The organism is Streptomyces sp. CG4, assembly GCF_041080655.1.
GTDB lineage: Bacteria > Actinomycetota > Actinomycetes > Streptomycetales > Streptomycetaceae > Streptomyces.
Map to the genome: position 1 here is coordinate 8,640,929 of NZ_CP163525.1, position 13,690 is coordinate 8,654,618.

14 protein-coding genes are annotated in these 13,690 nt (G+C 70.9%); all 14 read left to right on the forward strand.

What is annotated here, in order from left to right; genetic code table 11:
- The first annotated feature begins 117 nt into the window (after positions 1–117).
- Positions 118–1,176, forward strand: a complete 1,059-nt coding sequence (locus AB5L52_RS39855) for a sugar ABC transporter substrate-binding protein (RefSeq protein ID WP_369368129.1) — start codon at positions 118–120, stop codon at positions 1,174–1,176.
- Positions 1,177–1,219: 43 nt separating this feature from the next.
- The gene (locus AB5L52_RS39860; RefSeq protein ID WP_369368130.1) at positions 1,220–2,782 is read left to right on the forward strand and encodes a sugar ABC transporter ATP-binding protein; all 1,563 of its coding nucleotides are present in this window, start codon (positions 1,220–1,222) and stop codon (positions 2,780–2,782) included.
- Positions 2,775–3,815, forward strand: a complete 1,041-nt coding sequence (locus AB5L52_RS39865; RefSeq protein ID WP_351562678.1) for an ABC transporter permease — start codon at positions 2,775–2,777, stop codon at positions 3,813–3,815. The genes AB5L52_RS39860 and AB5L52_RS39865 overlap by 8 nt, the downstream gene beginning before the upstream one ends.
- Before the next feature lie 96 nt (positions 3,816–3,911).
- Positions 3,912–5,246, forward strand: a complete 1,335-nt coding sequence (locus AB5L52_RS39870; protein WP_369368131.1) for an enolase C-terminal domain-like protein — start codon at positions 3,912–3,914, stop codon at positions 5,244–5,246.
- Complete coding sequence (locus AB5L52_RS39875) at positions 5,239–6,141, forward strand: amidohydrolase (protein ID WP_369368132.1); 903 nt, start codon at positions 5,239–5,241, stop codon at positions 6,139–6,141. The genes AB5L52_RS39870 and AB5L52_RS39875 overlap by 8 nt, the downstream gene beginning before the upstream one ends.
- Positions 6,132–6,569, forward strand: coding sequence for an RbsD/FucU domain-containing protein (locus tag AB5L52_RS39880; protein ID WP_369368133.1), 438 nt, complete (start codon positions 6,132–6,134; stop codon positions 6,567–6,569). The genes AB5L52_RS39875 and AB5L52_RS39880 overlap by 10 nt, the downstream gene beginning before the upstream one ends.
- On the forward strand, positions 6,566–7,609 hold the full coding sequence (locus AB5L52_RS39885; protein ID WP_369368134.1) for a zinc-binding dehydrogenase: 1,044 nt from the start codon (positions 6,566–6,568) through the stop codon (positions 7,607–7,609). Before AB5L52_RS39880 ends, AB5L52_RS39885 begins: the two co-directional genes overlap by 4 nt.
- Positions 7,606–8,367: an SDR family NAD(P)-dependent oxidoreductase gene (locus tag AB5L52_RS39890; protein ID WP_369368135.1), complete on the forward strand. Its 762-nt coding sequence runs from the start codon at positions 7,606–7,608 to the stop codon at positions 8,365–8,367. Before AB5L52_RS39885 ends, AB5L52_RS39890 begins: the two co-directional genes overlap by 4 nt.
- Positions 8,364–8,996, forward strand: coding sequence for a bifunctional 4-hydroxy-2-oxoglutarate aldolase/2-dehydro-3-deoxy-phosphogluconate aldolase (locus tag AB5L52_RS39895; RefSeq protein ID WP_369368136.1), 633 nt, complete (start codon positions 8,364–8,366; stop codon positions 8,994–8,996). Before AB5L52_RS39890 ends, AB5L52_RS39895 begins: the two co-directional genes overlap by 4 nt.
- Positions 8,993–10,030 carry a sugar kinase gene (locus tag AB5L52_RS39900; RefSeq protein ID WP_369368137.1) on the forward strand — a complete coding sequence of 346 codons (1,038 nt, stop codon included), beginning with the start codon at positions 8,993–8,995 and terminating at the stop codon, positions 10,028–10,030. Before AB5L52_RS39895 ends, AB5L52_RS39900 begins: the two co-directional genes overlap by 4 nt.
- A 35-nt stretch (positions 10,031–10,065) precedes the next feature.
- Positions 10,066–11,106, forward strand: a complete 1,041-nt coding sequence (locus tag AB5L52_RS39905; RefSeq protein WP_369368138.1) for an aldo/keto reductase — start codon at positions 10,066–10,068, stop codon at positions 11,104–11,106.
- Positions 11,069–11,635 carry a FadR/GntR family transcriptional regulator gene (locus AB5L52_RS39910; protein ID WP_369368139.1) on the forward strand — a complete coding sequence of 189 codons (567 nt, stop codon included), beginning with the start codon at positions 11,069–11,071 and terminating at the stop codon, positions 11,633–11,635. The genes AB5L52_RS39905 and AB5L52_RS39910 overlap by 38 nt, the downstream gene beginning before the upstream one ends.
- Positions 11,636–12,174: 539 nt before the next feature.
- A complete protein-coding gene (gene trpC, locus AB5L52_RS39915) occupies positions 12,175–12,960 on the forward strand; it encodes an indole-3-glycerol phosphate synthase TrpC (RefSeq protein WP_369368140.1) in 786 nt (261 codons plus the stop codon).
- A 144-nt stretch (positions 12,961–13,104) separates the two neighbouring features.
- Complete coding sequence (locus tag AB5L52_RS39920) at positions 13,105–13,668, forward strand: MBL fold metallo-hydrolase (RefSeq protein ID WP_369368141.1); 564 nt, start codon at positions 13,105–13,107, stop codon at positions 13,666–13,668.
- Positions 13,669–13,690: the final 22 nt, after the last annotated feature.

The window sequence follows — 13,690 nt, forward strand, 5'->3', positions numbered from 1 at the left end:
GGGTAGACAGGGTACCGAGGGCGCGCCTATAAACATCCCATCTCTTCCGCACGGCGATACGCAGATGTCGTCGAGGCGAAACATCTCCCGCTACGGGACCGGCGCGAGGAAGCACCGATGAGAGTCAGAACCGCCCTCTGTTCAGCCGTCTCCGTCCTGTCCGCCCTGACGTTGCTCAGCGCCTGCAGCAGCGGCTCCGGCACCGGGTCCGGCGGCGCGCCGCTCGTCGGCGTCGACTACCCGCGTTCCGACACCGACTTCTGGAACTCCTACATCAAGTACACGCCCCAGTACGGCAAGCAGCTGGGCCTGGACCTGAAGACGACCAACTCGCAGAACGACGTCGCCAAACTCACCGCCAACGCACAGACGTTCATCAGTCAGGGCGTCAAGGGTCTCGCGATGGCCCCGCAGGACACCGCCGCCATCGCTCCGACCCTCGCGCAGCTGGAGGCGAAGAAGATCCCCGTCGTCACCGTCGACACCCGCCCCGACACCGGCAAGGTCTACATGGTCGTACGCGCCGACAACCGCGCCTATGGCGAGAAGGCCTGCCAATACCTCGGCACAAAGCTCGGTGGCAAGGGCAAGGTCGTCATGCTCCAGGGCGACCTCTCCTCCATCAACGGCCGCGACCGCACCGAGGCGTTCAACGACTGCATGAAGAAGAACTACCCGGACATCAAGGTGTTCGGCGAGGCCACCAACTGGGACGGCGCGGTCGCCGCCCAGAAACTGCAGACCGACCTGACGGCCGACCCGGACATCAAGGGCGTCTACATGGAGGCCAGCTTCGCGCTGTCCGGCACGCTCCAAGTCCTCAAGCAGAAGGGCCTGTTGGTGGGTCCGAAGGACAGGAAGCACGTGTTCGTCGTGTCCAACGACGGCATCCCCGAGGAACTCAAGTCCATCGCCGAGGGCAAGATCGACGCCACGGTCTCGCAGCCGGCCGACCTCTACGCCAAGTACGCCCTGTACTACGTCAAGGCCGCGATCGACGGGAAGACGTTCAAGCCCGGCAAGACCGACCACGACAGCACCATCATCCAGGTCCGCGACGGCGTGCTGGAGGACCAGCTCTCCGCCCCGCTCGTCACCGCCGACGGCGCCAGCTACGGCGGCGTCCCCAGCGTCAAGAGCGACGACAAGGCGCTGTGGGGCAACAACCTCGGCTGATTCGTCTTCCGTAACAACGGCCCACGAGAACAAGGCGGTTGAGATGAGCGACAGAGAGCGAGCAGTCGCCCCCGCGCCCGCCCCGGCGGACGGCGGGCGGCCCCCCTCGGACCCGCCCGTGGTCGAGGCGGCGGGCATAGTCAAACGATTCGGTCCGACGGTGGCCCTGAACGGCGCCCGGATCACCATCCGGCCCGGCGAGACCCACGCGCTGGTCGGCCGCAATGGAGCCGGGAAGTCGACCCTGGTGTCGGTCCTCACCGGCCTTCAGGCCCCCGACGAGGGTACGGTGACCTTCGGCGGCGAGCCGGCTCCCCGGCCCAGCGACCGTGACGCCTGGCGGCAACGCGTGGCCTGCGTCTACCAGAAGTCGACGATCATCCCCACACTGACCGTCGCCGAGAACCTCTTCCTGAACCGGCACGACCACGGACAGAGCCGGCTCATCAGCTGGCAGGCCACCCGTCGCCGCGCACAGGACCTGCTGTCGACCTGGTCGGTGGACGTCGACCCGCGGACCCCGGCCAGTGATCTGGGCGTCGAGCAGCGGCAGTTCGTCGAGATCGCTCGCGCGCTGTCTTTCGGGGCCCGGTTCATCATCCTCGACGAGCCGACCGCCCAACTCGACGGGGCGGCCATCAACCGCCTCTTCGACCGCATCCGCGACCTGCAACGCCAGGGCGTGACCTTTCTGTTCATCAGCCACCACCTCCAGGAGATCTACGAGATCTGCGACATGGTGACGGTGTTCCGCGACGCCCGGCACATCGTGACCGCACCGGTCGCGGACCTTCCCCGCGCCGACCTCGTCGCCGCCATGACCGGCGAGGCGGCGACCGACCGGCGCGAGGAACGCACGAGAGTCCTCGCCCCCGGTGCCACGGCCGCACTGAGCGTTCGCGCTCTGCGGGGCGACGGATACGACGACGTCGGCTTCGAGATCGCGGCCGGCGAGATCGTCGGCCTCGCGGGGGCTGCCGGCAGCGGTCGTACCGAGGTCGCCGAGACCGTCGTAGGACTTCGGGCGGCAGCGGCGGGCGAGGTGGAGATCGCCGGGAGGCGGCCCCGGCCGGGCAGCGTGCCCGCCGCGCTCGCCGCCGGTGCCGGGTTCGTCCCCCAGGACCGGCACCACCAGGGCTTCGTTCCCGACATGTCGATCGCGGACAACGCCACCCTGTCCGTTCCCCGCAGGATCGGCCAGGGCGGGTTCCTCAGCCGCAGCCGCCGGGACCGGCTCGCCGAGGGCATGATCGAGAACCTCGCGATCAAGACTCCCGGTCCCGAACTGCCGGTCTCGGCACTGTCCGGAGGCAACCAGCAGAAGGTCGTCATGGCCCGCGCCCTCGCCGACGCCCCCCGGCTGCTGGTCCTGATCAACCCGACCGCGGGCGTGGACGTGCGCTCCAAGGAGTTCCTCCTCGGCAAGGTCGAGGAGACCGCGGCCACCGGCACCGGAGTGCTCATCGCCTCCGACGAACTCGACGACCTGCGCATGTGCGACCGGGTCCTGGTGATGTTCCAGGGCCGTGTGACTTCGGAGATCGCCCGCGGCTGGCACGACCACGACCTCGTGGCCGCGATGGAAGGAGTGGACCTCAATGCCTGAAACCGTCCTCGCAGACGCAGCCGCCAAGGCCGTGGAACCCAAGCCCAGGCGGACCGTGCTGCTCGGCGGCCGGATTCCCCTGGCCCGGCTGCGCGACCTCGCGCTCGTCCCGGCCATCGTGGTCATCGCGATCGTCGGCCAGATCGTCAACCCGGTCTTCCTGCAGGCCGACAACCTCCTCAACGTCCTGCAGACCATGTCCGAGATGGCCCTGCTGGTCCTCGCCCAGACGATGATCCTGATCGTCAAGAAGATGGACCTGTCGCTCGAGTCCACCATGGGCCTCGCGCCCGGCGTCGCGGCCTGGCTGGTCGTGCCGGCCGGCGCGGGCCACGGACTCGGACTGCTCCCCGGCGCGTGGTCCATTCCCGTCACCCTGGCCGTGGGCGCGCTCGTCGGCGTGATCAACGCCCTGCTGATCATCCGCTTCGGCCTCAACGGCTTCATCGTCACCCTCGGCATGCTGATCGTCCTGCGCGGCGTCCTCACCGGCATCTCCGGCGGCCAGACCTTCTTCCAGCTGCCGCAGTCGATGCTCTACCTGGGCACCGCCGAATGGTTCGGGATGCCCGCGTCCATCTGGGTCTGCCTGGTGCTGTTCGCCGTCGCCATCGTGGTGCTCGGCTGGACCAGCTTCGGCCGCTCGCTGTATGCCATCGGCGGCAACGTCGACGCGGCGAAGGCAGCCGGCATCCGCACCGACCGGGTGCTGTGGATCGTCATCGTCACCGGCAGCGTCCTCGCCGCCCTCGCCGGACTGATGCTCTCCGGACGCCTCGCCTCGGTTGCCTCGGCGCAGGGCAACGGCTACATCTTCACCGTCTTCGCCGCCGCCGTCATCGGCGGGATCAGCCTGAACGGCGGCAAGGGCACCATGTTCGGGGCGTTCAGCGGAATCCTGCTGCTCTTCATGATCCAGAACGTGCTCACGCTGGCCGGTGTCCCCGCCCAGTGGATCGGCGCCCTCAACGGCCTGATCATCCTGGTCGCCCTGACCATCTCGCGCATCACCGGCGGCAAGGTCCAGGAGTGAACCCGGCGGCCGTCCGGGCCGCCCGGCACCCTCCGCCGCACCCCCCTCTCGCCGCAAGGGGCCGTATCGCCCCCGCACCTCACAGGAGTTGCCGCCATGTCATCCGCCCTGTCCGCTTCTGCGGCCTCTGCCCGTATCACCGCCCTGGACGTGCTGGACGTGCGGTTCCCGACGTCCGAGCACCTGGACGGGTCGGACGCGATGAACCCCGAACCCGACTACTCCGCCGCCTACGTCGTGCTGCGCACCGATGCCGGCGACGGCCTGGAGGGCCACGCCCTGGCCTTCACCACCGGCCGCGGCAACGACGTCCAGGCCGCCGCCATCGCCGCCCTCGCCCCGTACGTGGTGGGCCTGTCGGTCGACGACGTCTGTGCCGACCTCGGCGCGTTCTCCCGCTCCCTCGTTCACGACCCGCAACTGCGCTGGCTGGGCCCGGAGAAGGGCGCCATCCACATGGCCACCGGCGCGGTCGTCAACGCCGCCTGGGACCTGGCCGCCAAGCGGGCCGGCAAGCCCGTGTGGCGCTTCCTCGGCGAGATGTCACCCGAGGACCTGGTCGCACAGGTCGACTTCCGCTGGCTGTCCGACGCCCTCACCCCCGATGAGGCATTGGAGATCCTGCGCCGCGCCGAGCCCGGCCGCGAACAGCGCATCGGCCGCCTGCTCGACCAGGGCTACCCCGCCTACACCACCACCCCCGGCTGGCTCGGCTACTCCGACGAGAAGCTGGCCCGCCTGGCCCGCGAGGCCGTCGCCGACGGCTTCACCCAGATCAAGCTGAAGGTCGGCGCGGACCTGGAGGACGACATCCGGCGCATGCGCACCGCGCGCGAGACGGTCGGCGACTCCATCCGCATCGCCGTAGACGCCAACCAGAGATGGGACGTCCAGGCCGCGATCGACTGGATGAGCGCACTGGCCCCCTACCAGCCGTACTGGATCGAGGAGCCCACCTCCCCCGACGACATCCTCGGCCACGCCGCCGTGCGCCAGGCCGTCGGCCCCATCAAGGTCGCCACCGGCGAGCACATCGCCAACCGGGTCGTCTTCAAGCAGCTCCTCCAGGCCGGCGCAGTGGACATCGTGCAGATCGACTCCGCACGGGTCGGCGGCGTGGGCGAGAACATCGCGATCCTGCTGCTCGCCGCGAAGTTCGGCGTGCCCGTCTGCCCGCACGCGGGTGGCGTGGGCCTGTGCGAGATGGTGCAGCACCTGTCGATGTTCGACTACGTCGCGGTCTCCGGCACGACCGAGGACCGCGTCATCGAGTACGTCGACCACCTGCACGAGCACTTCGTCGACCCGGTGCGCATCGTCGACGGCCACTACCTGGCGCCCACACTGGCGGGGCTGAGCGCGCAGATGCACCCCGAGTCCCTCAAGGAGTACGCCTACCCCGACGGCCCCGTCTGGACCGCTCGTGTCTGAGGCCCAGGCCCTCGTCGACGCCCACCACCACGTCTGGGACCTGGACGTCCGGCCGCAGCCCTGGCTGGACGAGCCCGCGCACGAGCCGATCCGCCGCAGCTTCAGCTCGCACGCCTTGCGATCGGCCGCGACCCGGCCGATCGCCGGGCGACGACTGACGAGCACGGTGGTCGTCCAGTGCATCGCGTCCGTGCCCGAGACCCGCGACCTCCTCGCCCTGGCCGACTGCGACCCGCTGATCGGTGCCGTGGTCGGCTGGGCGGACCTGACGTCCCCCGCGATCGGCGACGTACTCGACGACCTGCGGACCGGGCACGGGGGCCGGTACCTGCGGGCCCTGCGCCACGTCGTGCAGGGCGAGTCCGATCCGCACTGGCTCCAACGACCCGACGTGGAACGGGGGTTGGCAGCGGTCGGCGAGCGCGGGCTCGGATACGACGTGCTGATCCGCAGCCACCAGCTCCCGCAGGCGATCCGTCTCGCGGAACGCCTCCCCGAGCTGCCGCTCGTCCTGGACCACGCCGGCAAGCCGCCGCTCGCCCGGCAGGATCTCACCGACTGGACCCGGCTGGTGCGCGCACTGGCCAGGCATCCCCAGGTCCGCTGCAAGGTGTCGGGCCTGATCACGGAGGCCGAACACGAGACGTGGACCATCGACGACATCCGCCCCGTGTGGGACGTCCTGCTCTCCGCCTTCGGTCCCGACCGGCTGATGTTCGGCTCCGACTGGCCGGTCTGCCTCCTCGCCGCCGGATGGAACCGCTGGGCCGCCACCGTCGAGGAACTCCTGGACGGCTGCTCCGGCACCGAGATCCACGCGGTGCTCGCCGGCACCGCGACCGCCTTCTACCACCCGACCCCCGCCCCCGCGAAGGAGGGCACACCGTGCTCCTGACGGAACTGCTGCACCCTGGGATCCTCGAATCCCTGGCCGGAGCCGGGCACGGATCGCGTGTCCTGCTCGCGGACGGCCATTACCCCGCGAGCACCGCCACCGGCGAGCGTGCCCGGACCGTCCACCTCAACCTGGCCCCCGGCCTGCTCGACGTCACCACCGTGCTCGACGTCCTGCTGCGCGCCCTGCCCGTCGAGGCGGCCCACGTCATGGTGCCGCCCGCGGGCGAACCGGAACCGCCCGCCATCGCCGAGTACCGCGCGATGCTGGCGCCCCTCCCGGTCGACACGCTCGGCCGCTTCGAGTTCTACGACGCCGCCCGCTCGCCCGACCTGGCGCTGGCGATCGTCACCGCCGACACCTGTACCTACGCCAACCTGCTGCTGACCATCGGCGTCCGCGCTGAAGGGACCCTGGGATCACGATGACTCTTGCTGTGCGTTATGTTTCCGCCCGCTCCCTGGACACCGCTGCGGTGATCGGCGCGCCACCCGGTCCGGGCGAGGTGGAGCTGGCTCCCGCCTACGTCGGTATCTGCGGTACCGATCTGCACATCTTCCACGGCGACATGGACGCCCGGGTCCAGACGCCCGCCGTTCTGGGGCATGAGATGTCCGGCCGGGTCGTGCGCGTCGGGCCGGGCGTGGAGGGCTGGCGGGCCGGTGACGCGGTCACCGTGATGCCGCTGCGCTGGGACGGCAGCTGCCCGGCCTGCCGCGCCGGGCACCAGCACGTCTGCCAGCACCTGGACTTCATCGGCATCGACTCCCCGGGCGCGATGCAGCAGCGCTGGACGGTGCCCGCCTCCACCCTGATCCGGCTGCCGGACTCCCTCGCCCTGGGCCGGGCCGCGCTCGTCGAGCCGACGGCGGTGGCCGTGCACGACGTGGGCCGGGCGAAGGTCGCCGAGGGCGAGAAGGCCGTGGTGGTCGGTGGCGGGCCGGTCGGTGTGCTGATCGCGCTGGTCGCACGGGCCGCGGGTGCCGAGGTGCGGGTGGTGGAGCCGAGCGCCCACCGTCGGCTGCTGGCCGAGGAGTTGGGGCTGACCGTCTGGGACCCGGCCGCGGACGACATCGGTGCCCTGGTCGGCGAGTGGACGCGGGATGCGGGCGCGGATGTCGCCTTCGAGGTGTCCGGCGCGGCGGGCGGCGTGGACACGGCCGTCGACGTGCTGGGCGTACGCGGCCGTCTCTGCCTCGTCGCCATCCACCCCCGCCCCCGTGAGGTGAACCTGCACCGCTTCTTCTGGCGCGAACTCACCCTGGTGGGCGCCCGGTTGTACGACCGTGACGACTTCGAGCGCGCGGTGACCCTGGTCGCGGACGGCACGATCCCGGCCGAGCGCCTCATCAGCAAGGTCGTCCCCCTCACACAGGCGCAGGCCGCGTTCGAGGCCCTGGAGGGCGGCGGCGACGTGATGAAGATCCTCGTGGACTGCACCGACAACACCGAGGGAGCGGCCGCATGACCGCCTTCGACCTCACCGGGAGGCTCGCTGTCGTCACCGGGGCCCGGCGCGGTATCGGCCGGGCCATGGCCCGCGCGCTGGCCGAGGCCGGTGCGGACGTCATCGGGGTGAGCGCCGCGCTGGAGGAGTCCGGCAGCGCGGTGGAGAAGGACGTGCACGCCGCGGGCCGTTCCTTCGAGGCGATCCGCACCGACTTCGCCGACCCCGCCGCCGTACGAGCCCTGGGCGCGGACCTCGCCGGACGCGAGCGCCCGGTGGACATCCTGGTCAACAACGCGGGCACGATCCGTCGCGCTCCGGCCGCTGAACATGCCGACGTTGACTGGGAGTTGGTGCTCCAGGTCAACCTCAACGCACAGTTCGCGCTGACCCAGGCGGTCGGCGCCTCGATGGTGGCACGTGGCGAAGGAAAGGTCATCTTCACGGCGTCGCTGCTCAGCTTCCAGGGCGGCATCACCGTGCCCGGTTACACCGCCGCCAAGCACGGCATCGCCGGTCTGACCAAGGCGCTGGCCAACGAGTGGGCTCCGCACGGGGTGAACGTCAACGCCCTCGCGCCCGGCTACATCGCCACCGACAACACCCAGGCCCTGCAGGACGACCCGGTGCGCAGCAGGGCGATCCTGGACCGGATCCCGGCCGGCCGCTGGGGCGACGCCGACGACCTGGCGGGCGCCACGGTGTTCCTCGCCTCGGACGCCGCCGCCTACCTCCACGGCGTCGTCCTGCCCGTCGACGGCGGATGGCTCGGCCGATGAGCGGCCCCGACCCGGCCACCGCACTGGCCGGGGCCCGTCTCCTGCCCGTACTGACCGTGCCGTCCGCGGCCACCGCCGGCCCACTCGCCGACGCGCTCACCGCGGGCGGGGCCCGGTGTGCCGAGGTCACCTTCCGCACACCGGACGCCGAGCGGGTGCTCAAGACGATGGCCGCGCATGGCGGGCTCACCGTCGGCGCCGGCACGGTCCGCACGCCCGAGCAGGCGGAGCGGGCGGTGGCGGCCGGGGCCCGCTTCGTGGTGTCCCCCGGCTTCGACGAGGAGGTCGTCGCCAAGTGCCGCGAGCTGGGGGTGCCCGTGGTGCCCGGTATCGCCACCGCCACCGAGCTGATGCACGCCCTGAAGGCGGGCCTCGACACCGTCAAGCTCTTCCCCGCCGAGCCGCTCGGCGGCCTGCGGACGCTGCGGGCGCTCGCGGCGCCCTTCCCCCAGGCGCGCTTCGTGCCGACCGGCGGGATCGACGCCTCCCGCCTGGCCGCCTACCTCGCCGACCCGGCGGTCCTCGCGGTCGGCGGCAGCTGGATGGCCACCGCCGCCCACCTGGAGCGCGGCGACTACGAGGAGATCCGCCGACTGACCGCCGAGGCGGTGGAGAGGAGCATGACGTGACCGACGTGGTGGCCCTCGGCGAGGTGATGCTGCGCTTCGACCCGGGCGAGGGACGGATCCGCACCGCCCGCTCCTTCCAGGTCTGGGAGGGCGGCGGCGAGTACAACGTCGTACGCGGACTGCGCCGCTGCTTCGGGCTGCGCACAGCCGTCGTGACCGCCCTCGCCGACAACACGGTGGGCCGGCTCGTCGAGGACCTGATCCTCCAGGGCGGCGTCGACGCCTCGCTGATCCGCTGGGTGCCCGACGACGGCATCGGCCGCACCGCCCGCAACGGCCTCAACTTCGTAGAACGGGGCTACGGCATCCGCGGCGCGCTGGGCGTCAGCGACCGTGCGCACACCGCCGTCTCCCAGTTGCGGAAGGGTGACGTGGACTGGGACGCGGTGTTCTCGGCCGGCGTGCGCTGGTTCCACACCGGCGGCATCTTCGCGGGCTTGTCCGACACCACGGTGGACGTCGCCGACGAGGCCATGGCCGCGGCCCGCCGCCACGGCGTCACCGTTTCCTACGACCCCAACCACCGCCCCAGCCTCTGGGCCGGCCGGGGCGGCGCCGACGCCGCCCGCGCGGCCGACCTGCGGCTCGCCCGGCACGCCGACGTCGTCGTGGGCGCCCTGGGGATGGCCGGGACGTACCCGGGACAGGCGCGCATCGGGGACGACGAAGTGGCGGACGCCCTCGCCGAGGTGGCCGACCTGCTGCCCGCGGCGAAAGTACTGGCGACGACCCTGCGCGGCGTACCATCGGCCGGAGTCAACGACTGGTCCTCGGCCGCCTGGTCCGCCGAAACCGGCTTCATCCCCGGCCCCCGGATGCCCGGCCTGCAGGTCCTGGACCGCATCGGCTCCGGCGACGCCTTCGCCGCCGGCCTGATCCACGGACTGCTCGACAACGCCGGCCTGGAGCGGGCCCTGGCCTACGGCACCGCCCACGGCGCGCTCACCATGACCACGCCCGGAGACGTCTCCATGGCCTCGCTCGCCGAGGTCGAGGCGCTCATCGCGGGCGGTTCGCCCCACGTCAGACGCTGACCGGCGCCCCATCACCCGCATCCCAGGAGCACGTCTTGCACCAGCGGAAGATCGAGAACACGTCCGTCTCACTCACCGAGCTCGGCTTCGGGGCATCTGTGATCGGCAACCTCTACCGCGTCACCCCAGTCGACGACGCGACCGCCGCCGTCGATGCGGCCTGGGAGGCCGGCCTGCGGTATTTCGACACCGCACCGCACTACGGCCTCGGCCTCTCCGAGCGCCGCCTGGGCGCCGCCCTGCGAGGTCGCCCGCGCGACGAGTACGTCATCTCCTCCAAGGTGGGCAGGCTGCTGGTGCCCAACGAGGAGCCACGCGGCGTCGACACCGAGGGCTTCGTCGTACGGGACGACCTGCGCCGGCAATGGGACTTCAGCCGCGACGGCGTACTCCGCTCGATAGAGGACACACTGGAGCGTACCGGCCTGGACCGGCTGGACATCGTCTACCTGCACGATCCGGACGACCACTGGCGGCAGGCCGCCCAGGAGGCCATGCCCGCGCTCGCCGAACTGCGGGACCAGGGTGTGATCGGAGCGATCGGCGCCGGTATGAACCAGTCGGCGATGCTCGCCCGCTTCCTGCGCGAGACGGCCGCCGACGTGGTGATGCTCGCCGGCCGCTACACGCTCCTGGACCAGTCGGCGCTGGACGACGTCCTGCCCGCCGCGCGGGAACTCGGCAAGAGCGTGGTGGCGGTGGGCGTGTTCAACTCGGGACTGCTCTCCCGCGACCGGCCCGCCGAGGGCATGACGTACGACTACCGGGACGCCCCGCCGACTCTGGTCGTCCGCGCCCGTGCGATCGCCGAGGTCTGCGAGGCGCACGGGACCAGCCTGCCCGCCGCCGCGATCGCCTTCCCGCACACCCATCCCAGTGTCATCAACGTCACCCTCGGCATGCGGACTGCGGAACAGGTCGGACGAAACGTGGAACTCCATGGTCAGCGCGTCCCGGACGGCCTCTGGGACGATCTGCGCGCGCGGGGGCTGATCAGGTCGGACGTCCTCGCGAGGCACGGTGGGGGAGGGATGTGCGGTGTCTCTGACGGACAAGGCCATCGAGCAGATCCGTGAGCTGATCCGGACCGGTGCGCTGCCTCCGGGTTCGAAGCTCCCACCAGAGGCGGACCTGGCCGTGCAGCTGGGCCTGTCCCGCAACCTTGCCCGCGAAGCGGTCAAGGCACTGGCCGTGGCGCGTGTCCTGGAGGTCAGGCGTGGCGACGGCACATATGTGACCAGCCTGCAGCCGAGTCTCCTCTTGGCGGGGCTCGGCGGTGCGGTGGAGCTGCTGCAGGGCGACTCGGCCGCCCTGCGGGACCTCATGGAGGTACGGCGGCTCCTCGAACCGATGGCCACGTCCCTTGCCGCGACGCGGATCTCTGATGAGCAACTGGCCGAGGTCGAGCGGCACTTGGACGCCATGCGTGAGGCCCGCGACGACGTCGAACGGCTCAACGCCCACGACGCCACCCTCAGCCAGGCCGCCGCGCTGCTGCACGTGAGCCACACCGAGCAGTGGCTGAGGGAACACCTGCGCTCGGGCGAACCCTCCGCGCGTGCCGACAAGACGCGAGTTCGTCATGTGTACCCCAACGCCCTGTGACGCCTTGCGGTTAAGGCGTTAATCACTCAACGTACCGGGCGACGGCAGCCGGGACGGGCCGCCGGGTGAGGAGTGAGTAGCTACCAGATGCCTTCGACGGCACCTCTGACATTTACATCGCAACGCACCGTACCTCTGGTCGTCGCGGCGCGGTGGGCGCTGTGGACGTTTGTCATCGTCAACTTGGCGATCACCGAGGTCTTGTTCCTGAACGCTGGGACCGGCGCGACGGGGTGCTCACGGGCGCCGAGTTCTTCGGCCTGCGCGCCGCCGTGCTGATGCTGGTCCAACTGCTGCTGGTGGCCACGAGGCTGCATGCAGAGCGTCGAGCGCCGGCATGGAGCTGCTCGTCCAAGAGCACGACACTTCACGGGTCATCCGCGAGAAGTTCAACTTCCGCGCCCCGTGGCAAGCCGGTACGCAGGCCATGATCAATCCCAAATAAACTTCTTTGAGTACGACTTGGATGTGGGTGATGCACGGCCTCACTCAAGCCGGGTGACGTCCGAAGCTGCAGACGATTCGACAGGGAGATGACGATGAGCGTTCTGGATGGGATCCTCGAGGGAGTTCGCGAGGACTTGGAAGAGCGTAAACGCGCCACGCCGTTGGCGGAGCTTCGCTCCCGGGCGGCGGACGCGGCACCCGCGCTCGACCCGCTGCCCGGTTTCCGGGCGCCCGGGGTGTCCATCATCGCCGAGGTGAAGCGAAAGAGCCCCAGCAAGGGGGCGCTCGCGGACATCCCCGACCCCGCCTCCCTCGCGGCCCAGTACGCGGCCGGCGGCGCCGCCGCGATCAGCGTGCTCACCGAGCGCAGGCGTTTCGGCGGCTCCCTCGCCGATCTGGACGCCGTACGTGCCCGGGTCGACGTGCCCGTCCTGCGCAAGGATTTCATCGTCGACCCCTACCAGCTGTGGGAGGCCCGCGCGCACGGCGCCGATCTCGCGCTTCTCATGGTCGTGTCGCTGGACGACGGTCAGCTCGCCGACCTGATGGAGTTGTGCAAGGAGTTGGGTCTCACGCCGCTGGTGGAGGCGCACACGGCCGACGAAGTGCGGCGCGCTGTCGCTGCGGGAGCCGAGCTCCTCGGCATCAACGCGCGGGACCTGACCACGCTGGACGTGGATCGCAAAGTGTTCGCCGAGCTCGTGACGGCCATTCCGGAAGGCACCGTCAAGGTCGCGGAATCCGGAGTGACGGGCCCGGAGGATGTGGCGGAGTACCGCGGCTGGGGTGCCGACGTGGTGCTGGTCGGCGAGGCACTGGTCCGCTCGGGGGACCCGCGCACTGCCGTGCGCGAGTTCATTGCGGCGGCCGGGGCGTAACGGCGTGTGGCTCGGCCAGCGGCACGCCTGGAAACGCCCACCCGGCTACCACACGGATCCGGCTCCACGTCCAGCTCCGGGTGCGGTGGAGGCCGGGGTCGCCCTCAGCCGTTCGCACCCACCCATCACCCGAGGAGCCCCTTCATGACCGCTGCCTTCCACGTCCTGACCACCGGTTACGCCGACACGCGGGTGGCCGGCACCGTCACCCTGCTCGTCGACGGTGAGACGGTCGCGGTCGTCGATCCCGGCATGGTCGCGGACCGCCGACTCATCCTGGACCCGCTCGCGGACCACGGACTGGACCCCGAAGACGTCACCGACGTGATCTTCAGCCACCACCACCCGGACCACACACTGAACGCGGCCCTGTTCCCCCGGGCCCGCTTCCACGACCACATGGCGATCTACCAGAACGACATATGGGAGGACCGCGACGCCGACGGATACCAGCTGTCGCCGTCGATCACGCTCATGACGACCCCCGGTCACACCGCCGAGGACGTCAGCACCCTGGTCACGGCCACCGAGGGCCTGGTGGTCCTGACCCATCTGTGGTGGACCGCCGAGGGGCCGGCCGACGACCCCTTCGCGCCCGACCGCGAGCGGCTGCGGGCGGCCAGGGAGAAGGTCCTGGCCCTCGGCCCGGCGCTGATCGTGCCGGGACACGGGGCACCGTTCGTGCCGTCGGCGTCGACGCCCCTCTAGCCCGCCCCATACCTTCGTCGCC